The 23,437-nt window shown below is 38.2% G+C and carries 17 protein-coding genes, 1 other RNA gene and 1 pseudogene; 12 read left to right on the forward strand and 7 right to left on the reverse strand.

Features of this window, described 5'->3' with window-relative positions:
• Positions 1–468, forward strand: coding sequence for an SsrA-binding protein SmpB (gene smpB, locus I2484_RS09020; protein ID WP_067206031.1), 468 nt, complete (start codon positions 1–3; stop codon positions 466–468).
• 80 nt (positions 469–548) lie between these two features.
• Positions 549–907, forward strand: a transfer-messenger RNA (tmRNA) gene (ssrA, locus tag I2484_RS09025).
• 135 nt (positions 908–1,042) lie between these two features.
• On the opposite strand, the pseudogene I2484_RS09030 reads toward ssrA, so the two are convergent.
• A pseudogene (locus tag I2484_RS09030) lies at positions 1,043–2,202 on the reverse strand (site-specific integrase).
• A gap of 104 nt (positions 2,203–2,306) precedes the next feature.
• A complete protein-coding gene (locus tag I2484_RS09035; protein WP_207150714.1) occupies positions 2,307–2,561 on the reverse strand; it encodes a MerR family transcriptional regulator in 255 nt (84 codons plus the stop codon).
• A gap of 485 nt (positions 2,562–3,046) precedes the next feature.
• Between I2484_RS09035 and I2484_RS09040 the strand changes: the two genes are divergently transcribed.
• Together I2484_RS09040 and I2484_RS09045 are read left to right on the forward strand one after the other, a co-directional pair.
• The gene (locus I2484_RS09040; RefSeq protein ID WP_207150715.1) at positions 3,047–3,463 is read left to right on the forward strand and encodes a hypothetical protein; all 417 of its coding nucleotides are present in this window, start codon (positions 3,047–3,049) and stop codon (positions 3,461–3,463) included.
• A gap of 755 nt (positions 3,464–4,218) precedes the next feature.
• Positions 4,219–5,280 carry a helix-turn-helix domain-containing protein gene (locus I2484_RS09045; RefSeq protein ID WP_207150716.1) on the forward strand — a complete coding sequence of 354 codons (1,062 nt, stop codon included), beginning with the start codon at positions 4,219–4,221 and terminating at the stop codon, positions 5,278–5,280.
• 1,003 nt (positions 5,281–6,283) lie between these two features.
• On the opposite strand, the gene I2484_RS09050 is transcribed toward I2484_RS09045, so the two are convergent.
• The 3 genes from I2484_RS09050 to I2484_RS09060 all read right to left on the reverse strand — a co-directional run bounded on the left by I2484_RS09050 (position 6,284) and on the right by I2484_RS09060 (position 10,301).
• Positions 6,284–7,237 (reverse strand): protein NO VEIN domain-containing protein, encoded by a 954-nt coding sequence (locus tag I2484_RS09050; protein WP_207150717.1) that lies wholly within the window; start codon positions 7,235–7,237, stop codon positions 6,284–6,286.
• Positions 7,237–8,955, reverse strand: coding sequence for an SNF2-related protein (locus tag I2484_RS09055; protein WP_255551263.1), 1,719 nt, complete (start codon positions 8,953–8,955; stop codon positions 7,237–7,239). The genes I2484_RS09050 and I2484_RS09055 overlap by 1 nt, the downstream gene beginning before the upstream one ends.
• 89 nt (positions 8,956–9,044) lie before the next feature.
• A complete protein-coding gene (locus I2484_RS09060; protein ID WP_207150719.1) occupies positions 9,045–10,301 on the reverse strand; it encodes a hypothetical protein in 1,257 nt (418 codons plus the stop codon).
• 1,346 nt (positions 10,302–11,647) lie between these two features.
• Between I2484_RS09060 and I2484_RS09065 the strand changes: the two genes are divergently transcribed.
• The 8 genes from I2484_RS09065 (at position 11,648) to I2484_RS09095 (ending at position 21,525) form a co-directional block, all read left to right on the forward strand.
• The gene (locus I2484_RS09065) at positions 11,648–13,294 is read left to right on the forward strand and encodes a DUF2075 domain-containing protein (RefSeq protein ID WP_207150720.1); all 1,647 of its coding nucleotides are present in this window, start codon (positions 11,648–11,650) and stop codon (positions 13,292–13,294) included.
• Between the two features lie 326 nt (positions 13,295–13,620).
• Positions 13,621–14,679 (forward strand): IS110 family transposase, encoded by a 1,059-nt coding sequence (locus I2484_RS09070; RefSeq protein WP_255551255.1) that lies wholly within the window; start codon positions 13,621–13,623, stop codon positions 14,677–14,679.
• A 23-nt stretch (positions 14,680–14,702) separates the two neighbouring features.
• Positions 14,703–14,954, forward strand: a complete 252-nt coding sequence (locus I2484_RS21455) for a hypothetical protein (protein WP_255551256.1) — start codon at positions 14,703–14,705, stop codon at positions 14,952–14,954.
• 530 nt (positions 14,955–15,484) lie between these two features.
• Complete coding sequence (locus I2484_RS09075) at positions 15,485–16,213, forward strand: hypothetical protein (RefSeq protein WP_207150721.1); 729 nt, start codon at positions 15,485–15,487, stop codon at positions 16,211–16,213.
• A gap of 164 nt (positions 16,214–16,377) precedes the next feature.
• Complete coding sequence (locus I2484_RS09080) at positions 16,378–18,228, forward strand: ATP-dependent nuclease (protein ID WP_207150722.1); 1,851 nt, start codon at positions 16,378–16,380, stop codon at positions 18,226–18,228.
• Positions 18,228–19,679: a UvrD-helicase domain-containing protein gene (locus I2484_RS09085; RefSeq protein WP_255551264.1), complete on the forward strand. Its 1,452-nt coding sequence runs from the start codon at positions 18,228–18,230 to the stop codon at positions 19,677–19,679. Before I2484_RS09080 ends, I2484_RS09085 begins: the two co-directional genes overlap by 1 nt.
• 287 nt (positions 19,680–19,966) lie before the next feature.
• Positions 19,967–20,479, forward strand: a complete 513-nt coding sequence (locus I2484_RS09090) for a transposase (RefSeq protein WP_207150724.1) — start codon at positions 19,967–19,969, stop codon at positions 20,477–20,479.
• Positions 20,476–21,525 (forward strand): IS3 family transposase, encoded by a 1,050-nt coding sequence (locus I2484_RS09095; protein WP_207150725.1) that lies wholly within the window; start codon positions 20,476–20,478, stop codon positions 21,523–21,525. The genes I2484_RS09090 and I2484_RS09095 overlap by 4 nt, the downstream gene beginning before the upstream one ends.
• A 168-nt stretch (positions 21,526–21,693) precedes the next feature.
• On the opposite strand, the gene I2484_RS09100 is transcribed toward I2484_RS09095, so the two are convergent.
• Both I2484_RS09100 and I2484_RS09105 read right to left on the reverse strand, forming a co-directional pair.
• Complete coding sequence (locus I2484_RS09100) at positions 21,694–21,957, reverse strand: hypothetical protein (RefSeq protein ID WP_207150726.1); 264 nt, start codon at positions 21,955–21,957, stop codon at positions 21,694–21,696.
• 888 nt (positions 21,958–22,845) lie between these two features.
• Complete coding sequence (locus I2484_RS09105) at positions 22,846–23,244, reverse strand: hypothetical protein (RefSeq protein ID WP_207150727.1); 399 nt, start codon at positions 23,242–23,244, stop codon at positions 22,846–22,848.
• Positions 23,245–23,437 lie beyond the last annotated feature (193 nt).

Here is a 23,437-nt window from a genome sequence, read left to right on the forward strand (position 1 = left end):
ATGGCGAAAGGCCAGGGGAAGGTAGTCGCCGTTAATAAAAAGGCGAATCATGACTTTGCGATAGAAGAAACGATTGAGGCGGGCATTGTTCTACAAGGTACTGAAATCAAAGCAATTCGTACTAGTAAAGTTCAGCTGAGGGATGCGTTTATAAGAATCCGCAATAACGAAGCATGGATTACCAATATGCATATTAGCCCATATGACCACGGGAATCAGTTCAATCATGATCCGGTGCGTTCTAGAAAGTTACTGCTTCATAAAAAACAGATTAGCAAATTGATCGGACAAACAAAAGAACAGGGATCTGCTATTGTACCGATTAAGATGTATTTAAAAGACGGCTTTGCAAAAGTGTTAATTGGTGTTGGTAAAGGGAAGAAAGATTACGATAAACGTCAAGATCTTAAGAAAAAAGATGCGAAACGTGAAATCGATCGTGCACTTAGAGATAGGCAAAAATATTGAAGTTTTAATGTAAATGCGGTATACTAATCTGTGTTCAAGTAGTTCAGAAGCCTTTCAATAGGTTCTCCTGACATCCCTTTGGGGACGTTACGGATTCGACAGGGGTAGTCTGAGCTTGAGTTGCGCGTCGGAGGGCTCGGCTCCGTCAGAAACGGCACCTTATAATAACAGGCAAAACTAACAACAACCTAGCATTCGCAGCGTAAGCTGTTGAATCTGCCTTGCAATTTCATCGCCCATGTGGCGTTGTAGGGCTAACCTTTAGTGGGATACGACGACTGTTGCCTCTTGAGGCAGTCGGAAGAGACTTCCAAGATAGCGTACATGACGCCTTGATTGATGGCATAATGCCACGCGAAACCTAATAGTCAATCTACACGCGTAGATGCTTAAGTGTTAGAGCCTCTGGACGCGGGTTCGACTCCCGCCGTCTCCATATTAAGAAATCATATGGTTTCAAACACCGTCAAAACCCTTGTATATCAAGGGTTTTTTCTTTTACCCTGTTTCATATGATTTCATTGAATATCAATTGAACGTAGTCAAAAACGTAGTCAAAACGTAGTCACTAAATTTACATCTCAATATAGTTAGCGAACTTCAGTATTGCTTCTTCTTTCGCCTTCTTCGTAACGTGTGCGTAGATGTCCATCGTCGTTTTTACATCAGTATGTCCTAAACGATCTTGTACTTCCTTTAAACTAGCACCAGCTTCAAATAACAATGAACAATGTGTATGACGTAAACCATGTGTTGTGATTGTGCCTAGCTTGTATTTATCTTGTACATGCACAATCCACTTACGAGTTTTGGTAGGTTGCATGTATTCGTTGTGCTCATTGCTAAATACAAGTTGCTTTGGTTGCAGAGTATTAAAGAATCTTGCTTCTGCTTTTTCTTCCACACTTTTAAAATAGCCATTGTATTGTCGTCCATTTTGATTGTACGAGCAACACCTGTTTTCGTAGATTTCATATATAGCCGATTATCTTTACCTCGTGAAAGGGCTTTGCTAATACGTAGTTCGTTTGTTGTGAAGTTTAAGTCGTTCCAAGTAAGAGCTAATGCTTCACCTTTACGCATCCCACTGAACGCTAGCAAACGGAAGAGAGCATACGCCTTGTAGTTACTTTCTTGTTCTAAGGATGCTAGGAACTCGATAAGTTGCTCACGACTGTAGAAGTTCTCCGCCTCATCTTCATCCACCACAATAGCCTTCTTAGAAGCCGTGACGGGCATATCTACGTGTGAAAACGGATTGGATTGTATATAGCCACGTTTAATCGCAAAGTCTAACACCTTCGCAGCATATGCTTTTACCATACGGAACTTCTTTAACTTCGCCGCCCATTCATCCACATGCTTCTGACATACATCGACATGTATCTTTTCAATTTTATAAGCATCCATAGCAGGTAGAATATGATTTTTGAAGATGCCTGTTGTTTTTACAAATGTGCTTTCCTCAACAGTCTTTTCATATTGCTTTACCCATAGGTCGTAAAGTTCTTGATATGTTTCAGCACGTTCCTGTTGATACGTACCATTCGCAACATCGAGTTGAATACGTGCTAATGCTAACCCCGCATCTTTTCGTGTTTTAAATCCACGTTTCGTTGTGCGCTTCTGTTTGCCTGTTAGCGGATCAACGCCTAAATAAACAGGAAACTCGTAACGTACTGTACCGTCTTTCAGCTTGTAGCTTCTGATAGGTGATACTTTCTTTTTTGCCATGGTAATTCCTCCTGAATCAGTTGCGGGGGGCAAATGATTAAAGAGAGGATTTACCTCTAGGGACATTATAACTGAATCCCAAGGTAAATCCCCATATATAATGATTAAAAGCTATGATCTTGTAAAAAACGATCAATCTCTTTACGTGATACACGCTTGATCCCTTCAATTTCACACACCTGTAAGCCCATCACACGGAACTTAATAAACGTGTTATAAGAGACGCCAGCGTATTTAGCACCGTCCTTTAGGGAAAGCCATCCGCTATCCATAAACTGATGCTGTGCGGCCTGTAATGCCTTCTGAACCGCCTTTATTACAATGTCTTCTATGTCTGTGTTCGTTAGCGTGTCATTCATCTGTAATCGCTCCTCCTCGTTTGATCCCCGCAATATTTTTAATTGCTTATGTTGATTTATACGAGGAGGGGGAGGGGAGTTAAATCATATTCGTAAAAAAATAGGGGTTGGAAAAAACTTTATTAAAGTGTGAATATCCTTCGCTTGGTATTCAGTAAAAAGCATACGATATTTGCTGTTTTTATTACGATGTTAGCATAAAGTATTACCGCATTATACCATTAGAAATAATGCTCTTCGTCCCGATATAAAGGTTGTATCTAAGGGGGAGACAGTTATAGCTTTTTTTAGTGTTAGTGAAATTTCAGAATGACGATTCATTCAAATGAAAAAGGGGTGGACAAAGTTTGAAAGGACAGGATATTTAACAAACAGATTACCAAGACGTACTATAAATTATAAGTTTTTCTGGAGTATCATCCAATCTAATGGGTTAGCGGCCCTAGGAATATAACAGCATAGACTTACAACAGGAGGAAAAGCATATGATGGAATCCATTAAATCTGGATTTGTAAATTTACTATTTATAATTTTTCTGGTAGCGATGTGTTTGCTATTATTAAAGGGATGTCAATTGGCAGTCGGTTTTTTAGGGTCCGGTGGAGAGGAGGAGAAAGCCAAGCCTACAGTAGTCGTTGATGGGCAGAACGGATATCTAATCCAAAATACTTTTATTGCTGTTGATAAAGGGAGCTTAAAAGAATTGGTTAGCTACTACGTTGCTGATAACGGTGAAGCTATCTTAAGAATGGCGGATAATGGTCGTATATTCGGTGGTCTAAAAGGAGAAAAGGTTACAGTTATAGATTCTGGGTTTACACAATCATATATTGAAATCGTTTCTACTGGGATGCGGGGATATGTAGAATCAGAACTGGTTAGATCAAGAATTGAAGAATAAAGGCTATCTTTGTAATCTTAAGGGGCTCAATTTATATTAGGGTTCCTTTTATTTATTATGATAGCTAACCATTAGTTTTGGTACATATTGATGGCAAATATTCATTAATATGTCGAGATTACGTTTCAACAAGATATGACCCATGGGGTTTTAGTATGTTTGCCAGCGGCTTGCCATTTAACATCGCCGCCCATTATGACATGAAAAGCGCCCGAAATAGCATGTATATAGAATTGCCTTATCAAAAATAACTGAATACAACCTCAAAAAGCAGTTGTTAACAAGTCTCTTGTTAATAGCTGTTTTCTTTTAGTTTTACACAAATCAACAACCATACAAGTGAAGTACAAAATCAAGTCCCATAAAAATAATATTTAACGCCGCATAACAGAATGCGTATAAAACAAGTGTGGGAGGTAGTGATGCAAAAGCAGTTTAGTAACGCTGCATATTCAAGTAGCAAATCAGAAGCATGCTGTTTAACAACTATAACCCCTGAACATGTATTCATACGTTATAGCAAGTCAACCCCTGCATCACATACACACGAATAAAAATCTGTGGTTTATCAGGAATATTTTAATTCCCCCCCCGGTGTCCTGCTTATCAAGTGTTGAAATGGTATTGCGTGGGGGCGTGGTAATACCTACGGGAAATTTTCCGTGAAAAGTGGTGCGGATTATTAATTAACTAACAGTTGTTAGTTACGTATATAGGGGAGCATCACAAAATTACATTGATGGAGGTTGTAAAAGATGGCGAAACAAAAAAATGAGGGTTCGGGTATTCCACACTACCTTGCAACTTTTGCTCAAGACAACGAAATTATAAGAATGAGGGCAAATGGTGGATATGTTATTGCTCCGCAAAAAATAATAAGATGTTACAGATTAAATGATATTGAAAAAGTATTATTACTTGAAATAATATCTTATATGGGCATACATGATTATGCTTTTCCAAGTCATAAACGCTTAGCTTTTAAGTTAGGAAAGAAAAGTACTGCTTCAATAAAGAATGCATTGAAGTCACTTAAGGACAAAGGGTTTATTGATTGGGGTAAAGGAGGAGGTGACATTGGAACTAATCGTTATACTTTGAGTGATCTATATTCAAATCCATACTTAATTATGAGTGAATTTACTCAGTTTTTTGTGGAAGAAATATTAGATGCTCATCGTGGTGAAATCTCATATGAGGATATTTATTCAACTGTTCTACAAATTGTTGAAAAAACCAAGAGTATAGGAGATGCAGATGATCCGTATGGTATATGCATTCATTGGTTATTCGAGGATATTAACCTCAGAGATGCAGTAGATATGTACTTGTTATTTGGGGATATCTTGAAATATAATATTTCATCGCGTTCAAATATAGCAATTCAAATTGATGTCTTTGATTTAGTTGATCAATTTTTCGGAATATATCACCTGGATTTTACTATAGCTAAAAAAGACGAACATCCTATTCATAAGGTATTAAAAAACCCGTATGATGAAGAGCCCTTTGAAGTTAAAGCTGCAGGAATAAGTGATGCAAAAATGGATGTGCTTCGCAACTATTATGCCGAGGTTAGTGAATACGTGGACACTTTAGACGAAAAGGAACTGTATAAAATTATAATTGAAAAGATTGTAATGCCCTATCCAGACGTGCATCTACCTACAGTAAAGGAACTTGAAGCATTTCTGGAGATGGAAGATTTAGATGGCCGTATTGATTTGATAAAGGATATATTTGCTCCGCGCATGTTAAAAATCTGGGTTCGTGGTTATTACCTAGATTTGAAGGAGTATGAATTAGATAATACTTAAAAGTTCATTTTATGAACTACCCCGTAAATGTTAGACATCAACTAACGTATACGGGGTATTTTTATGTGTAAAATTATGGGGCTTTTTTTCTAGCCCCCCTTAGATACTTTTCTGTCTAAGGGGGACTCTTTAATTAACTACTGGGTAGCTAATATTTTGACTAGCTATGTATAACGTGATAGCTACAAATAATATAAGTATAATAGTAAGAGTTTATTATAAGGTTTTTTACTATAAGCTACCCATCCATTTTTCACAAAATGGATGACGGGGGGAGAACACATTAACAAAGTTTTCTAAAGAACTTATTTTGTTTAGATTGTTTAAAGTCATCAATTATCTTAGATAGGCATACTGTCCACCACTTTAAGGATGGTACGTGGAGCGCCGTGTAGATTTAGACTAGCAACGCACGATACCACATCGATTGCCCCCTGGTGCTGTATCGTCTAATAAAGAAAAGTAAAAACTAGTGAACACAGTATAGCTGCGGTTAATAACCGCACATATAAAAAAGTAAACAGTTTGGAAGAACAGTACTGTCAAGCAGTCAAATAATAGAGGAAGCATGTACATCTTGATTGAATAGGCTACATACTTTTTCATTGTAGAAATGCATTGCGTAGCTTATCTAATAGATGTTGATGATAAGTTTGGTATCTTGTTCGTCAAATACTTTAAATAATTATTGCAAATACCCTAGTGTCATTCTCTCAGTGGCAAGAACCCTAGAGGTGTGGTGCGTTCTAGTAATTGACAACGCACCAACACGCAACAGAAGGGCCTCCCCCCGTGGTATCTAATTATTCGTTATTCTTCCATGCGATTAAAGAATAAAGAAACATCAAAAGAGTTCGTTGATCCTTCTTTGTACGCCCTTCTAATAGTCGTACTACTTCTTCTACTTCAAAGCTAAGTACTTTTGATTGTCTGGATTTATCCTCAAAAAGCTCAGCCAGTGTAATATCCAATGCTTTACAGACTTTTGCAAGGCTTTCAGATGTCAGAAATGCCCATGCCGTTTGCTTCTCTTGTAGCCATCAAACTTAGGGGGATACCTCCAGTTCAAAACAAGAGATTCCTCAGAAATGAGGGCAAGGAATGGTGCGAGTTCTTCCCTTGAAAACGAGAAATGAGAATTCTTCCATTCCCCCTTTCCTTTGTCAATTGGGATGTGGTCTTCCAGAAAAGGGACGGGGAGGGCGTACAGTTCGTTCCGCCCGAGATGCCAGAAATGGAACAGGTACTCTCTGAAATCCACTGCTATCTCCCATTCCCGCCTCGAGACATGGAAACTGTATGAGGTATAGGATGCTTTACATTCTATCCTTAGTGGAATGTCTTCGCCTCTATCAGTAACAGACAGGAGGTCGTAACCTGAAAAGTTACTGTCAAGTGCTTCCCAGTAGGGTTTCTGTCCCACTCGGTATTCCTCATACAAGATGCTCCTCTTCTCACCCTCTCTCCCTATTTCAAGGTTCCGCTCGGAGGAAGGAGCGAATGATTGGGCCAGGGAATCCCACCAGGAAATAATGGAGTCGGTTGACCCTTCAAGCAGTTCAAGGGACTGGAACAACTCAAGGAGTTCCCCTTTCTCCAGCCCATCCTCTAACGAACACACCCATTCCCGCCGTCCTTTGTATATGTGTGTTGCCCATTGGGGCTTCACCTGAAGGATTGTCTCTTTCAGGAATGAACGGATGGTTTCCTTCGTTTCGTCAGTCTTGAAAAATGAGAAAAGGGTATCGTCGGGAAGATACCCTTCTCCTTTCGTTGAAAGAAGGTAAAACCCGTTGTACTCAAGAATCATCCCACTTGGCAGGAGTAACTTCATGACCGCATCGGGTGTGGTGTGGATGTAACTCTTCTGCCGCATGAAGCGCTGGATGCTCAATGGTATACTCTTAATGGTCTTTAAAAATTGCAGGGAGGAAAGGAGGATCCCTTTTGAAAACATTATACTTCACCCGTAATCGGCAAATGACTCCTAATAGCAAGAATTAGTTCCCTTGCGTCCTCATCGCTCATCCCGTTTGACGTTTGGTAATCGGCGTCTTCAATAGTTGGCTGGTCATGGTCAGTCTCAACAAGGAGGCGTTCATCGTTCAGAACCCTGTACATACGGTCGAGCTTGATGCCTAAGCGTGCATCGATAATCTCGTCGATGCTGTTTTCAAGCATCAGGATTTCGACTTCTACTTCCTTATCTTTAGGTAGTCCGACACGATATGTTCGGTTGATGGCTTGTTCGAATAGCCTAGCATCGTAGTTTCGGTCAACAAATATCTGGTTATGGCACACCGTGTGAAGGGAGATTCCTTCAGATGCCGCCATAGGGTTCGCAATCATGACTAAACAGGAGTCGTCGTTACGGAATTTGTAAATTTTCCCTTCCCGAGTAAAATCATCCTCCTCGCTCCCTATTGGGGTCGCCCCGTAAATAGTGACAGGGTTCAGTGAACGAAGTTGAGTTTCAAGGGTCTGGATGGTTTCGATAAAATTTGACCAGATCAGCACCTTCTTACCTTCCGAGGCAAGCTTGAATGTATTCGAGACGCTGGCCATGATTTTCGGGCTGAGCCGTTTCGTGATAGCCTCGAATTCTGGGATAAGGATGAGTTCGGGTTGCGTCCTCAGGAGAAGACTCGGGTTCGAGGCAAGCTGGATGAGCTTCACCGAATACCGTTTAATCCGACGGAGCATTTCGAAGTAGTTGACAGAATCCTCAAGGATACGGTCAAGCTCCATCCCTAAAAGGAGCTGGTAGGCGCCACGAAGTGGCTTATCCATCTTAATACGTGTCCGTTTCAGTGTGTAACTCTGAAGGTTCATATCCCTATTGGTCGTACGGGTGTAGACGCTTTGGATTTGTTCCTTCACCGTGGTCTCATCGGTGCGGATGGATGGGAATAGGAACTGGAACTGGCTAACGATGTCCGACTCCTTGTTCGGCATCGGAGTCCCGCTTATGATGGTTTTATAAGCAGGTAAATGAGCAAGGTTCAGCACTGTCTGCCCAGTGAGCGTGTTCACCCCGCCCTTCATCCTGTGGCATTCATCCAGATACAGGGCGACTTCGTGGTTTCTGAAATAATCAGCCACCACTTGGGATGCGTTGTTTAGGGCTTCATAGGTGATTAAGAAGACATCGTACTTCCCATACAAGCTCGCCTGTATCCGCTCGGCACCGCCATTGAGGCGGAAGGTGATGAGCGGGAACTCAAAGCAATCCTCGTTCTGTTCCTCCCATGAGCGAAAAACATTTTTCGGTACTACAATGAACATGACAAGGTTTGGAAGCAGGGATTTCCGTATTGTGAACAGAGCAAGGGCGGTAGTGGATTTACCCGACCCGGGGACAGAATAATCCGCAGCGCTCGTCCGACGGAGATGATGCTGGACATTCTCCAACTGGTAATCTTTCAAGGGACGCTTGAAACGGAGTTCCCGAAGCTTTTCGGCAATCTCCTCTATTGTCATGTCGATGACTACCACATCATCCAGCGTATCCTGGCTTTGCACCATCCATAATAAATCCTTCGCCTCATCAGTCATCGAGAGGGACTTCATTAGGCAATTGATTCGGATGTAGGACTTAAAACTTTCAAAGCCTTGGAAAAACCGCAAGGCAGGGACGATGACTCCATCCCGCTCAGGCTCGTTCAAATGATACATTTTGGTCAAATCCGAAAGTACCCTCGGGTTACCCCCTTCAACCAGGAGCTTGAACTCGTGTGTTCGGGGCAAATAGCTGATATGGATGCTCATTGGACGCCCAATTTTGTCTTAAATTGCGTAAGGGTCTTTTCAATTTTGGCAATTACTTGTGCTAACTTCTTCGCATCCTGTTCCTTGTTATTAAAATGGACATAGGATTCCTGGATGGCATCTAGGCCCTGTTGCAGTTTCATGAGTGGTTTCGCTTTACGCTGTTTTTCTTTCTCCTTATCAGTCTCGTGTTCAATAACCCTGTCGACGATTTCAATAGCCTCTTTCCGATTCTCGCCTTCGAGTTGGGTAAAATAGTCCAGGACAGCTTCCGTTCCCTGCGATTCGCTACAGAATAAATCCTCGATATCGGAATCGGGATTATGGTTATTGGCTTCATTCGGAGTCCCGACTTCAATTTTGGGACCGTGTTCAATGAGAGATTTTTCGATGGTGTCGATGTGGCTACTAATCCGCTGAAAATAGATGAATAGACGCTCTGGGACGGCATCTTCGTTTTGAATGTAATAGTACGCAATCTGCTCAATAAGCTTCTGCTTTGCTGGGTCAGACGCAAACTTTGTTTTGACGTCGGACAATGTCTCGAATGCTGTCCGTTTTTTCTCGATTGATTTGAACTGGAAGGGTTTATTGATATGACGTAGATACAAATCCGCTTCCGAGTAAGAGTCCATTAGCTTTTTCGCTTCTGACTTCCCGATACGGAATTTGTCGGCCACTTGCTGGTTGGACTTGTTATGCTGTGTCTTCCATTCTAACATCCAGTTAGCAGTTTCATACCAAAGATATTCGACCTTGACTTCCTCAGCGAGTTGCTCCTCGATTTCGTACTCGTCAATTTCCTCCTCCGTGGCGTCATCGGGGAGGTAAATGCATCGGACATTAGAAAAATGGGCATATTTAAATGGGTCGATAGCCAGAAGGATCCGCATGATGAAAAGGCGGGTATTCCCGTTTACCACCACATTCCCAACAGCCAAAACAAGCGGTGTTGTTTGTTTTTCATCAATCAGCTTGACTTTCAGGGCTTTTCCATCCTCTCCAACGGAGGCTTGGAGTACCTGGTGAATCATTGCCTGGACTTCAGGACGGGCAATGTCTTGCTTTAGGGTGTACATCGTGTATTTGCCACCCGAATTTACAACCCGTTCCTGAACAGCGACCTGGAATCGGTGGTTGTTAGCTCGATATAAGATGTCTTGGATAGGCACGGACAAAATTGAACGTGACCGTATTTCCTCTCTAAATTTCAGAGGATGGGAGTTATAATGAGCAGTAAGGCTTGTCGACATAACATCAGCTCCTTTAGAAGGTATCCTTATAATTATATCCAAATTCATAATTTTCTAATACGGAATATTAGAAGAGTAGTATTTACAGACCTAATCGCTCGAAATCGGGCACACAAAAGCCACCTTTTTACGAAAGGAGGCTTTGCTCTATTCTGATATATAATCCCCTTTTTGAATACCCAATAATAAGTTAACTACTTATTCATTTACAGCCTCTCTAGTGGCAAAAGAGGAAATTACCCCAAACACCCTCCCTACAGATCATCGCAAAAAAATATTTGGTTCAAAGGTCTCTAACTTCGAATGGAATTTTGCAACAGGGTCAAATAGCACTAAATTTCACTCGAATCGAGTATTACGGTTATAGGCGATATTCATCCTTTTCAAAGGATACTGAAACTCCTTTGCTACTTAAACTAACCTGCGTCGTTAGTTTAAGCGCACTCTTTTACAAATAAATTCGTATATTAAAATAAAAATCCATTTGTGGTAAACCAAATATTGATAGAGGTAGCGCAGGTGTCATAATACCATTTTACGATTAATCAACAATTCTCTTTTCATGTCCACAAGATGAAATCAAAGGTGGGGACATTTCACATTTTATACAGTAGCTTGCCTTTTAACATATGACCAAAAGATAAAGTGGTTATTTCTAAAGTTTAGGAGGGTTGCTACTTTATTTTATATATATCTAATCCTACCATGCGATTAAAGATTTAATAACCGCCACTTGTTGATCCATTTTCGAACGTTCTTTTAGTGGATATACCACTTGCTCTAATCCATAGCTAAGTACTTTTGTTTAGCTGACTTCCCCTTTAAAGAACTTGGCAAATGTAATATCAATGCTGCACAGACTTTAGCGGGGCTTTCAATGGTTAGTTTGAGTGACTGGCACCTTGTTTTATGAGCTCAAGGCCGTTATGGTCTCGATTTTTTTTTATAAGTTGAAATTAATTATGGAAACTCTTTTACATGAATCTCCTGTTGTACTCTTTGTTCTATGGTACTATTGCTATAATGATTAAATTGAATTGTGAATCAAATTCACTACATCGCTTAAAGATAGGTTGAACCCTTTCAGATAGTATTTTATTAAAGAACAGGTTAGTGAGTGTATGATCATCTAGGAGTTTAAAAAATAGAGATTTGTATGAGCCATTCCAAATGATGTATGGGTAGCATTCGATATACCGAATACCAAAAATCGTGTGGATTTTTTTATTGTTATCAACGATTGTGTGTAGAAACATGCCATCATTGTGGAATAAAAACAGTGGGAAAACGAAATGGCTCAATAATGTTGGAGTAACTACGGTAAAGAAAACAAAAGGATGATGAAAATGTCAGAGATAGAGATAGATTCCTGGTCATTTCATGAAGATAGTTTGAAAGGTATCAATAATCAAGACTACTACTTGAACTATCCGGTGATATATTTATTGAACAGTGCAAAGGAAGCTTATATTGGAGAAACTGTGTACTTTAAAAAAAGAATGCGTGCCCATTTGAATGCAATTGAAAGAAAAAAGTTGCAACAAATGCATCTAATTAAACATGAAAATTTTAATCGTTCAGCCACGTTTCATTTGGAAACAAAGCTTATTAACTATTTTCTCGGGGATGAAAAATACAAACTACAAAATAAAAGTAAGACTATGAATGACTTTAGCCATAACTATCATAATAAAATGTATTTTGATCAATCTATTTTCGAAGATATATGGGAAGCGCTTTATAAAAAAGGAATTGTAAAACACAAGCAGCACGTTATAGAAAATAAAGATATTTTCAAGTTATCACCCTTTAAAGAACTGTCTTTAGAGCAACTTGAATTGAAAGAGAAGGTCTTGAATTTCTGTGAAAATTGTTTTAGCAAGAAATCGGAAGAACAAGGAAACCTATTTGTTGTGCGTGGGGAAGCGGGAGTAGGGAAAAGTGTTGTGCTAAGTTCCATCTTCAATACTTTACAGGAATATGCCAGTGAAAGAGCTTCCTCGCTTTATCAAACAGAGAATTATTTAGTAGTTAATCACGAAGAGATGTTGAAAACATATAAGGGAATTGCATCACAATTAAAGTATTTGAAAGCAAAAAACTTCGAAAAACCGACGCCACTTATAAATAAATTGAAAAAGTTAAACAAAAAAGCTGATGTCATACTAGTAGATGAAGCACATTTATTATTAACCCGATCAGATGCTTATAATAATTTTTATGGTCAGAATCAGTTAGAAGAACTTTTAAAGCTCGCCAAAGTAGTTGTAATAGTTTATGACGAAGATCAGGTATTAAAACTAAAGAGCTTATGGGAAGAAGTCACACTTGATAAGTTAATGAAATTGAGTTCGAATGTAGAGTACTATGAACTCACGAATCAATTTCGCATGCAGGCTAATGATCAAGTGATTGATTGGATTAATCATTTCAAGGAGAAAAAGTTAATGCCGCTACCTCGGGATGAAAATTATGAAATTAAGATATTTGAAACTGTTAAAGAGATGCATGAAACAATTAAAGAAAAAAATGAGTTGCATGGTTTAAGTAGAGTGGTTTCAACCTTCGATTATCCTCATAAAAAGGATGGAAAGACTCACTATATTAAAGAAGATAGTGGTGAATATCGCATAGCCTGGAATATTACGAACAGCAAATATACATGGGCAGAGAATACAGATACTGTAGAAGAAGCGGGATCGATATATACAATACAAGGTTTCGACTTAAAGTATGTAGGTGTAATAATAGGACCGTCAGTTAAATACGATGAAAAAAATGATGAATTAGTTATTAAGACTGAAGCATATAAAGATGTTGGAGCATTCGTTGGAACAGAGGGGATAGATAATGTAGAGAATGCAAAGGAACGTATTATATTAAATTCATTAAATGTATTGATGAAACGCGGGATAAAAGGTTTATATTTGTTTGCAAGTGATGCTGCATTAAGATCCAAGCTTCTAGAATATCAAAAGATGTTAAATAATTAGGTAACCACCGGGAGTTGTGTGTTATGTCATGGCTAATTATTGAATGGAATGTCCATGGCAAAATCGGTGACGTTAACCATCATGATAATGCCATTCCAGAACACAATCTTGTCATTTGTAAAAACATCGATAACACATAGGCCATCTAAAACTACTTAGTCAAGGAAGCTGGCTGTATAATACCGCCTAGGGATTTAATTTCAGATACCTATTATGTTAAATAGATAGTTAAAAAATGCAAAAACCATTGTTTTCAGGGTATAGGAGAAGTACCAATCACAGAACTTCCGATATACCACCCCACTAAAGAGGAGGAACTGAAAACAATGGTTACACTATCATTTAATCATATTCAGGGGAAGAACGGAAGTCATTGGAATCGTTTGATGCGAGAAGAAAAGGCTATGGAATATTGTATTGTAGCGATTGATGCAGCGAAGTTTGTGAATACAGCGATGGTATGTACAATCTACGGTGATATTTTACAGGAGCCATTTGAGTTCGACGGGTCAATGACAGGCTATCAATTGATGAAGAAATACATTGATTCAGTATGTGAAACGTACGCACTTTCACAAGTGATTGTAGGAATTGAAACGACTGCCCACTACTATGAAGACCTCGTAAGACTGTGCATGAATGAAGGTTACGTCGTCCGAATATTGAATGCCGCAACGACTGCCAGGGAAAGGGAAACCGTGTTAAATTACACGAAAACAGACCGTGTGTATCTGATGGCAATTATCCAGTCAATGCTTCATGGGCGTGGTGGGACTAGCGTTGAATCCATACTTGAACTGGAATCGTTAAAGACATTAACAAGGGCCAGACGAACGCTTGTGAACGCACAAACAAGGACAATCAATCACCTGCGTTTGTATATGGATCACATTTCCCGTGAGTTTCAAGGGAAAAACGTAAGAGTCGATGGTGAGAATAAGGTGATTAAAATCCTAGATCAGTTCGTTTCGAAAACATCCCTTTTCTTGATGAGAAACCATCCTCACCCTTCAGATATCTTAACCCTTGGCAAAATGGGGCTAAGAGAGATTTCAATCGAAAATAATTTGAAGCTCCGGGATGAAGCAATAAATAGGCTTTTGGATTACGCTGAAAACTCGATATCCAAACCAAAGTCTATGCTTGAAAGCGAGTTGATTTTACTTCAACTAAAACTTGATGAATATGAGTTAATACACAGACAAATCAAGCAATTGGAGGATGTAATTGAAGCGAAACTACTGGAGACTGATGGAGGGATTCTCTTAAGTATCCCAGGTTTAGGTGTCACTACAGCAGCAGAATTGACTGCTGAAATAGAGAATGTCCATGAATATCACATGCAGGACAACTCATTAAAATGGCCGGCACGAACCCAATTGTAAGACAGTCAGGTGGGAAAAATGTTTTGGTTCAGAATCCGGAAATGAAAGTACGGTATTTGGCGATGAAGGACAAAGGAAAGAAAGCAGGTCAGTCCTATATTGCTTTAGGGAATCGAATCTTACGGATTGCCTTCGCCATGATCACAGACCAACAGCTATATAAGAGTTGTCAACCGGATTATTGTCTAGAAAAAGTCATCGCTGGCAAACTTAGAAATGCGAATAAGCAAAAGCTGTTTAATCAACGATATTTAAAAGAAGTAGAAGAACTGTAAACACAAAATTCTTGTGTACACAAAGGCGTTTTCCCGGAACGTAGACCACATAGTTCAAGGTACCTGAGGCTTTAATGACCTCGTTGCACAGCGTCATGGGTCTTGTTTCACAAATACGAATAAAACGTTAAAGAACGTGTGCTTGTATTTAATAGGATGTATCCCTGTGAAATGAAACGCAAGACCTTTCAAGTTTCGGAAAAACGCCATTATAGTGTTCTGTGATTGTTGAGTTTCAAAAAAAATACCATTATGAGGCTTTGGTTTCGTGCGGCCAAAAATCTATTTTCATAGCGCTTGACTTATTTCACATTAAACGCTGTGCAATGTTGAATTTGGAATAGCTTGATCTTGATGCACGGCCATACAAAAATTACGATTTAACCGCTTTATAATTCAAGAATAGGATTAGATAGACTAATACTGCATGGTGAAAATGTATTGGATGAAGAATGTCCCGGTGGTATAACTAGGGAATTTATAATGTAGTGAAAGATATTGCGGGAATTGTAAAGGACGTGTAGAAAAATATGCAAATTAGACATGGGCAACTCAAGTATTTCATGGAAGTAGGAAAAATTCCTCGATTAGATATTATAGATGCTGACACCATTACATTTAACTACGGCTTTTATTTAGGCATACAATCTGTACACTCATTACATGAAGCTAATGAAATACCTGCACAAAGTCTTGAAAAGTCATGGAAAGATACACAAGAGTATATCAATAGGGCTATTGAATATCTTGAAGATGAATGGAGTGAAGAGACATATACTACTACCTCTTATTATCAAATATGTTTAGATAATGAAGTTCTTTATCACTTGTGGAAAGACCTGGGAAATCCACCATTAGAATGTTGTCCAATATACATAATTACGGTAGGTAGTGATAAAAACGAAAAGGTGGTATATATTGGACAAACATCTTCTAAGAAAAGTAGATTTAAAGGCGGTCATTTAGCGGCTCTTAAGTTACACGATCCGATATATAACGGAATAGTAAAAAATATATATTTAGCGAATATCATGTTGCTAAGTAAATCGAAAAAGTACATTCCATTAGAATATATTTCGACAATTAAGGGTTCCAAGTCCATACTATCCGAGGTTGAAGCTAGTTTGATTTTTTATTTTAAACCTGAACTAAATATCCATCATAAGTTCAAACAAAATTATAAGATATCTTCTCAAATCCATATTCAGAACTTTTCCTACTACAGTAATTTTTTGCATGATCACTTTATTGGAGTTTAGTAACTTATATTTCGAAAACAGAGAAAAACACAAAAATATATTGTATAAAGTTATTGATGAGAAAGAGGTCTCTGTATTTTCTTGTAATTTAATTAAGGAATATTGAAGATAAGATAAGTATGTCATAGAAAATATGTTAAGTAGATTATATTGAGGTGAATGTGATGGAATTTAAAAGGATACTAATTAAAAATTTCAGAAATTTCAATGAGATAGATATTGATATTAGTAATAAAAATATTATATTTGGTCGAAATGATTTTGGGAAAACAAACTTTCTATACGCGATACGATATGTATTTGATTCAAAATTGAGACGCTTAGGATTTATAGAATCCGATTACTTCAGACATTATGTTAACGAGCCAATTGAAATTAGGATTTCTATAGAATTGAGTGATGATGAAAACTCGAATTTTTTAAGAGCCCAAATGAGAGAGGCCACTTCTTTTTCCGAGGTAAGTTCGGATGGAAAGCAAACTGTATATATTCAGCTATGCGGTGAGTATTCAAAGGAAGAGCGTATTGGAAATCCTGTTTTACGTTGGGGAGGTGACCTTGATGAGATGTACTTGATACCACAGCATGGAAACTTTAATGCCTTAGATAAGATTTTTGAAACAGTTTACATAGATCCGAATGTAGATCCGAGTAATCTTTATAGGAAAAGTCAATCTATCTTATATCAAGGGACGGAATCGGATAATCATGATGAAATAACTGGCGCTATACGTAATTTAAATGAACAGATTAGCATAAATAGTCGAGTTGTTAATATCGGTGAGAAGCTAACCTCGAATTACCGAGGCATAAGAGATGAGGAAATAGAAATTGAATTAAAGTCAGAAATGGAGATAAACGGTACATTTAATCATCTTGTACCCTATATTAAACAAGTTATCAAGGATGCAGAAATTGACCCTGATGATAAACAATTGAATAAGCTTTATCCCACCTCGGGCGATGGTAGAAGAAAATTGTTAGCGTATGCACTTATCAGATACTTGCATGAACTAGAAAATGAAAAAGGTTCGGGGAAAAAGATATATTTATACCTTATTGAAGAAGTAGAAAACAGTCTACATCCAACAATGCAACAAGCAATTTCCCGTCATTTATTTAATGATGAAATGTATGAATATATTTTTACTACAACTCATTCAGTGGATATGTTGACATATATGGATGGAGTGGAGTTAGTACGCATTTTTAAATCAAATAACTCCATTCAAAGCCATTCATTCTTTTATAGTGTACCAAAGGATTATAGTACTAGCCGAAAAAAGTTCAATCGTTTGTTGTCTCATGCGCTATTCTCTGACAAGGTCTTGCTCGTCGAGGGACCTTCGGAGGAAATTCTTTTTGAGGCAATTTTAGAAAAATTGGCTGAATATGAAGAGATTAAGTATACAGATTTGGAGAAAATCACTATTTTAGATGTTGGTGGTATTGGGTTCAGGGAATACAAAGAAATTTTGGATGAATTAAAGATCATTACAATCATTAAAACAGATAATGATTTGCAAAGTGCTAAAGGGGACAACAAATACCACACTACAGGAATCAATCGGTGTTTAAATTTACTTTCCACTGACAAAATAGAAAGCTTAGATACAAGGTATCAAAGAAGAAATGTAGCCAATGATGCATTTCAATTAGAACCAATAATCGGAAGTGGTCAGAAAAAAGAAGTATTAATGAGAAAGGCATTTAATGACCATAGCAGGGCGATTAGAGAGTTTAGAAAGAGTAATCTCTTTTTATCTGAAATTGAATTAGAAGACGATTTAATAAAGGCCCTTAAAAGTGTTAGAGGATGTCGGATTAATAGGAAATTCGAGGAGAAATTCGGAAAAACCCCAACTAATTTGATTGAGTTTCTAAAAAAGTCCAAAAAATACAACATGAATGATTTTGTTAATTCTGAGTCATTTGACCAAGATGCTGTGAAAGCTATTTACCAACATGATCTTTTTCAATGTTTACAAGTGCTAATTAAAGGGGATTCTGAGTGATGTGTATAGATGCAAATGAGAGGGAAAAGATACTTTCGACAACTGCGCCCAATATTTTAGTGGATGCAAGCGCTGGAACGGGAAAAACTACTATTATGGTTGAAAAAGCTTTGCTGTTTATTAATAGGTCAGAATTTCGACATTATCAAAGGGTAGCCATGATTACCTTCACAAGATTCGCCACCCAACAAATTCGTGATAAGATTACCGAAGCTGATCCAATAGGAAACAGGAAACAGAAGTTGGAGGTTTCAACAAATAACGGGTTTGTTTTAGCAGAAATTATTCGTCCGTTTTTAAGGGAATCCTATGGTAAAGAATATCCTAGGAGTGAAGTGTTTAAACAAGACTTTTCTAAAGAGTATAAATTTCAATGTTGGGAATCCGGTATGAGGCAGCTACAAGAAAAAAAGGTATTAGGTTCATATAAAGACCCAAAAACAGACTTCACATTTCAGCTGGCTTTAAATATCCTGAAAAGGTCAAAGAATGCGAGGAATTATATTGTCGCTAAATATACAGCAATATTTCTAGACGAGTATCAGGATTCGGGACGGGAAATGCATGACTTTTTCATATACTTAAAAAACGACTTAAATATTTCATTATTTATTGTGGGGGATATTAAACAAGCTATTTATGGATTCCGAGGGGCAGATTCCAATCTTTTTACTTCCCTGTATGACAGTGATTTTAATTGCTATCGTTTATCGCACAACTTTAGATCGGATATGTCAATAATAAATTATTCAAGATACTTTTTAGGTGAAAGTATTACCCAAGATAATATAAGTGGTGGTGTAAATCTTGGTGTACATACAGACTGGAAACAATATATTTGCGGGAAAACCCAAGTTATGGAGGAAGGGGAAACGGCGGTTTATTTAGTGAATTCTCTAGGTTACTATAAAGGTTTAATAAAATACTTAGAAGATTATTGTGGTTTTGTGCAAATGGAAGATCCACCATTAGGAACTGAATATCCAAACTTTGATGTACTCTCTCCATTACTATATTATTATCATGATGAAAATTATAATGAATTTGATTTGATAAATGATTTAGGACTACAAATTTTGAAGAAAATTCAAGTTTCTATAGGGGAAATTAGAATACTTTTAAAAAATATGCAGGTGGAGAAGGCACTTGATTTATTTAGTAATGTTACAGAAAGGCAACTAGGTGAAGAAGAAGAAATGAAATTTACTGAGTGCTTGGAGCAAAAGTGGAGTGAGCAATTTTGTATAATTAAGCCTAGGAAGCAAATAATGACAATTCACAAATCAAAAGGATTAGATTTTAATCATGTCTTCATAGACGCTAGTTCATTCTACCATAGAGGTGAGTTTCAAGAGAAGAATCATTATGTAGCCATTACCCGTGCAAAAAAAATGTTGTTTATCAATTTGAATACTCAATATCAAAAGTGTATTAGTGGAATTAGGGTTTAATACAGGTGGACTGTTTTGGAATCTTTATAGAACTAGGATTCTAAAATAACTTATCCAGATAGGATGACCATTATTAACAATCATCCTTCTGGACTTTAATATAAAAAAATAATTCTATTCTATCCACTCACTAAAATAGTTTCCATCTATTAAATACAATTTATGGATATAACCACGAATAAGCCCCTTCCTGAAATTCATCTTTTCATTTGCAATTTCCCCCTATGTTACGCTAGTTGTCGTATAGTACTCTCCTGTTATAATAAAACAAATGGAGGTCACACGACATGAATAATAAAAATGGAACGAGATTTACGAAAGAGTTTAAAGAAATGGCCATCGCTAGAATGATGCCCCCAAACAACGAGTCTATAAAAAGTATTAGCGACGAATTGGGAATTTCCGAACAGTCGCTTTATAAATGGCGACAAAAGGCAAGGATTGAAGGCAATGCTACACCTGGAAACGGACAGACTTCTGATCGTTGGAGTAGCGAAGATAAATTTCTGGTTGTTCTAGAAACATACGCGATGAATCAAGCAGAGCTCGCTGAGTATTGCCGAAAAAAGGGTTTATATAAAGAACAAATTGACGCGTGGCGTTCTGGTTGTCTGAATGCAAATTCTGGTGAAATAAATCAAACAAAAAGATTATCACAAGAGCTGAAGGAAGAAAAAAGACGTACATCAGAAATTGAAAAGGATTTGCGTAAAAAGGAGAAAGCCTTGGCAGAAGCCGCAGCCTTATTACTATTAAGAAAAAAGGCCCGAGCGATCTGGGGGGACCAAGAGGACGAATGATTCACCCGTCAGATCGCAGACTCGCCGTGGAACTCATCCAAGAAGCGAATCAGAACGGTGCTCGGTTAGCCAATGCATGTGAAGAACTAACTATCAGCGTGCGCACATATGAACGCTGGGTTTCAACTGGTGGTGTGAAAGAAGACCAACGTCCTCTTGTACCTCGTCCAGTACCTAAAAATAAGCTGACAAAACAAGAAAGACAAGCCGTAATTGATGTCGCAAAAAAAGAAGAATTTGTCGATTTACCCCCTTCACAAATCGTGCCAAAGCTCGCTGACCAATCGATTTACCTTGCTTCAGAATCGACGATGTACCGCATATTAAAAGAAGAAAAAATGCAGCAGCACCGTGGTCGAAGTAAAAAGCCAAAAATGAAATTACCTGAAAGTTACTTAGCAACAGCCCCAAATCAAGTATGGACTTGGGATATTACTTGGCTAAAAGGCCCTGTTAAAGGGCTCTACTACCGCCTTTACATGATCATCGATTTATTTAGCAGAAAAATTGTCGGTTGGGATATTTGGGAATCGGAAGAAGCTAAACACGCTGCAACATTAATCAAAAAAGCGGTTCTGAACGAAAAAATTCAAGGTGCTCCACTCGTCTTACATTCTGATAATGGAAGCCCAATGAAAGCTGCGACATTCCAAGTACTACTTGAAAAACTAGGTATCCAAAGCTCGTATTCTAGGCCGCGAGTCAGCAATGATAACCCGTATTCTGAAGCGATTTTCCGGACACTCAAGTATTGTCCTGGGTTCCCTGACGCGGGATTCAAAACGCTTGAAGATGCATTAGCTTGGACTGTTAAATTTGTCCATTGGCACACGTACGACCATCAGCACAGCGGAATCAATTTTGTGACGCCTGAACAGCGCCATACAGGTTCTTATATTGACGTACTCGAAAATCGGAAAGCAGTATACGAAAGCGCAAAACGAAAGCATCCAGAACGTTGGGCTAGGTCAATAAGAAATTGGGAACCACAAAAATCAGTTGCGTTAAATCCAATGAAAGAAAAGTTTTTGAAGGATGAAAATTAACCAGATTTTCACTATAAAACCATGATGGTGCACCAGTAAATTTCCGGCTTTCCTTTTACCACCTTGCCCTGTTGATGATGGAACAGAGTGAAACTCTGTTCCATCATCAACAGGAGAGCAAGCGAAGCGCGGTAGTGAAAACGGAGCTATCTCGATCAAATAGCTAATCTAAGAAAAGAGTAATATGCGACAACTAAGTTGACAAACACCGATTTCAAGTTCACCAAGTTTCTTTTTTATTTCACGATATGGAGGGCTGCTTATTACCTCTACATCTGAAACTTCATTAACAGTTTCAATTCTCTTTACATAGTCAGTTACAATTCGAGCTAACTCCGCTACCTCTTTTGTATCGAGTTCTATTTGGCGTTGTTCATTCTTAATCATCTTTATTAGTAATTCTGACGACGTGGTTTGTTTATTGTAAGACATCTTTTTATTACTCCCTTCAATTGGTGAAAATTTAATAATGAAATTTGCTTGTAAGGATCTGTTGGAATAGCATCAGGGCATTCACCGTAAATCTGTTCACACAGCTTTGCTTATACGTGTAGAGTGTGGGCTTACAATTAAGGCCTTTGGAATAGCCTGGGATGCCTAAATGCTATGTTTTTTAAAGAAACCATCTTGTCCCCCGCAACGCAATATCTGTCGAACGTAGTCAAAAGCGTAGTCAAACACTTTCAACATTGGCTATAAAGCCTTGGAAACACCGGTATTATAGCCTTTCTGAAAGAGGTAGGTTCGACTCCCGCCGTCTCCATATTTGTTGTCACAGCAACGTTTAAGCGATGTGTGGCATCATTATGGCAACAAGATATAAAAAAAGAAGACGATGTCATCTATAATTAGATGACATCGTCTTCTTTTATTGGGCTTTTCATTATATCTTCGATTGATCGTTATAGTTTTCCGATACGTGTATCTTTATGGTTGTGCTCCTCTCACCACACATATTATCCCTGTAAAATAAAAAACGCTATCTATCCAAATGATTTTTTGGTACCTAAAATTAAGCCGAAAGATGATGATGATGATGATGATTCGACAGAAGGATTTCTATAATCTGAAATAGAGGGGGCAGCTACGCCTCCTCTATTTCTGCTGTTGCCATCTTTAGTTTTATCGAATCACTGTGGCAAGCCAATTATCAATTTTCGCCATATCGTTGCCTTTACGTTTGTACATAAATTTCGCTATATTGTCCCCTTCTGAATGATATGGTACTTCCCAAAATACCGTTATCTCTCCGACGTACGAATGCTTTGCAAGTTTAGCTGCTAGATGGCCACTATACCTTTCAAGCATTTCGCGTGTGGATTAGGCTCTGTTTTCGACATCCCATTTAAGATGCGGAAGAACGATGTAACTACCATCATCTCTCGCCATGTTTTTGTTAACAAGCAACTGATTGATTGTCGTTCTCTTTAAATCATCCTTAACGATACCCTCAACCATTATCTTTATGTCTGCTTCTTTATTAATTGGCTTAGGTTCTATCACTTTTTGTTTTGCCTTTTCCAATTTCGCCTGTTCATTAGCTTTCTGTTCAGCTTCAATCCTCGCTTTGGTTTCATTTTCTTCTTTAGCTTTTAATTCGGCAGCAGCTATTTCTTCTGCTTCTATCTTTTTAGCTTCAGCCTTTTCTTTTTCCTCTTTTTTCTTAGCTTCGACAGTTTCCTTTTCAGCCTGTTTTTTTTTCTTCAGCTGCATTTGCATCGGCTTTTTCCTGGGCGATTACAGCCGATTTTCTTTCCTCTTGAAAGGTGAAAACTAGCAAGCGAGTGATTTTTATCACACGAAGGGTTATCTAAAAATCGTTAACTAGAGGTTGTCAGGCTTCCCTTGCCGTTAGAATAGTGTGTATTTATTTTATTTTTTATAGTATTTGGATAAATTTTAATTATTAGTT

Origin of the sequence: Sporosarcina sp. E16_8, assembly GCF_017347095.1 — a bacterium.
Classification (GTDB): Bacteria; Bacillota; Bacilli; order Bacillales_A; family Planococcaceae; genus Sporosarcina.

Coding starts and splice junctions, on each gene's coding strand:
- I2484_RS09040 (WP_207150715.1), top strand. CDS start 3,047: ATGATGGAATCCATTAAATCTGGATTTGTAAATTTACTATTTATAATT.
- I2484_RS09070 (WP_255551255.1), top strand. CDS start 13,621: ATGGTTACACTATCATTTAATCATATTCAGGGGAAGAACGGAAGTCAT.
- I2484_RS09080 (WP_207150722.1), top strand. CDS start 16,378: ATGGAATTTAAAAGGATACTAATTAAAAATTTCAGAAATTTCAATGAG.
- I2484_RS09065 (WP_207150720.1), top strand. CDS start 11,648: ATGTCAGAGATAGAGATAGATTCCTGGTCATTTCATGAAGATAGTTTG.
- I2484_RS09055 (WP_255551263.1), bottom strand. CDS start 8,955: ATGTATCATTTGAACGAGCCTGAGCGGGATGGAGTCATCGTCCCTGCC.
- I2484_RS09035 (WP_207150714.1), bottom strand. CDS start 2,561: ATGAATGACACGCTAACGAACACAGACATAGAAGACATTGTAATAAAG.
- I2484_RS09100 (WP_207150726.1), bottom strand. CDS start 21,957: ATGTCTTACAATAAACAAACCACGTCGTCAGAATTACTAATAAAGATG.
- I2484_RS09060 (WP_207150719.1), bottom strand. CDS start 10,301: ATGTCGACAAGCCTTACTGCTCATTATAACTCCCATCCTCTGAAATTT.
- I2484_RS09075 (WP_207150721.1), top strand. CDS start 15,485: ATGCAAATTAGACATGGGCAACTCAAGTATTTCATGGAAGTAGGAAAA.
- I2484_RS09045 (WP_207150716.1), top strand. CDS start 4,219: ATGGCGAAACAAAAAAATGAGGGTTCGGGTATTCCACACTACCTTGCA.
- I2484_RS09095 (WP_207150725.1), top strand. CDS start 20,476: ATGATTCACCCGTCAGATCGCAGACTCGCCGTGGAACTCATCCAAGAA.
- I2484_RS09090 (WP_207150724.1), top strand. CDS start 19,967: ATGAATAATAAAAATGGAACGAGATTTACGAAAGAGTTTAAAGAAATG.
- smpB (WP_067206031.1), top strand. CDS start 1: ATGGCGAAAGGCCAGGGGAAGGTAGTCGCCGTTAATAAAAAGGCGAAT.
- I2484_RS09050 (WP_207150717.1), bottom strand. CDS start 7,237: ATGTTTTCAAAAGGGATCCTCCTTTCCTCCCTGCAATTTTTAAAGACC.
- I2484_RS09085 (WP_255551264.1), top strand. CDS start 18,228: ATGTGTATAGATGCAAATGAGAGGGAAAAGATACTTTCGACAACTGCG.
- I2484_RS09105 (WP_207150727.1), bottom strand. CDS start 23,244: ATGCAAATGCAGCTGAAGAAAAAAAAACAGGCTGAAAAGGAAACTGTC.